Source organism: Streptococcus humanilactis (assembly GCF_019448275.1).
Classification (GTDB): Bacteria; Bacillota; Bacilli; order Lactobacillales; family Streptococcaceae; genus Streptococcus; species Streptococcus humanilactis.
This window is the reverse complement of sequence record NZ_JAHXBZ010000034.1, coordinates 1-266: the sequence shown is the minus strand read 5'-3', so window position 1 is coordinate 266 and position 266 is coordinate 1. Positions and strand designations below refer to the sequence as shown.

Genomic DNA, 266 nt, shown 5'->3' with positions numbered 1-266 from the left:
GTGCTTGCTGATGTAGATGCTACAGCGCTTGTGCTTGCTGATGTAGACGCTACGGCACTTGTTGACGCTGATGTAGATGCTACAGCGCTTGTGCTTGCTGATGTAGACGCTACGGCACTTGTTGACGCTGATGTAGATGCTACAGCGCTTGTGCTTGCTGATGTAGAGGCTACAGCGCTTGTGCTTGCTGATGTAGACGCTACGGCACTTGTTGACGCTGATGTAGAGGCTACCGCGCTAGTACTTGCTGATGTAGAGGCTACCGC

General features: G+C 52.6%; 1 pseudogene. It reads left to right on the top strand.

Going from position 1 to position 266, the window contains the following annotated elements:
• Window positions 1-266, top strand: a pseudogene (locus KV696_RS09735) (hypothetical protein); the annotation flags it as partial.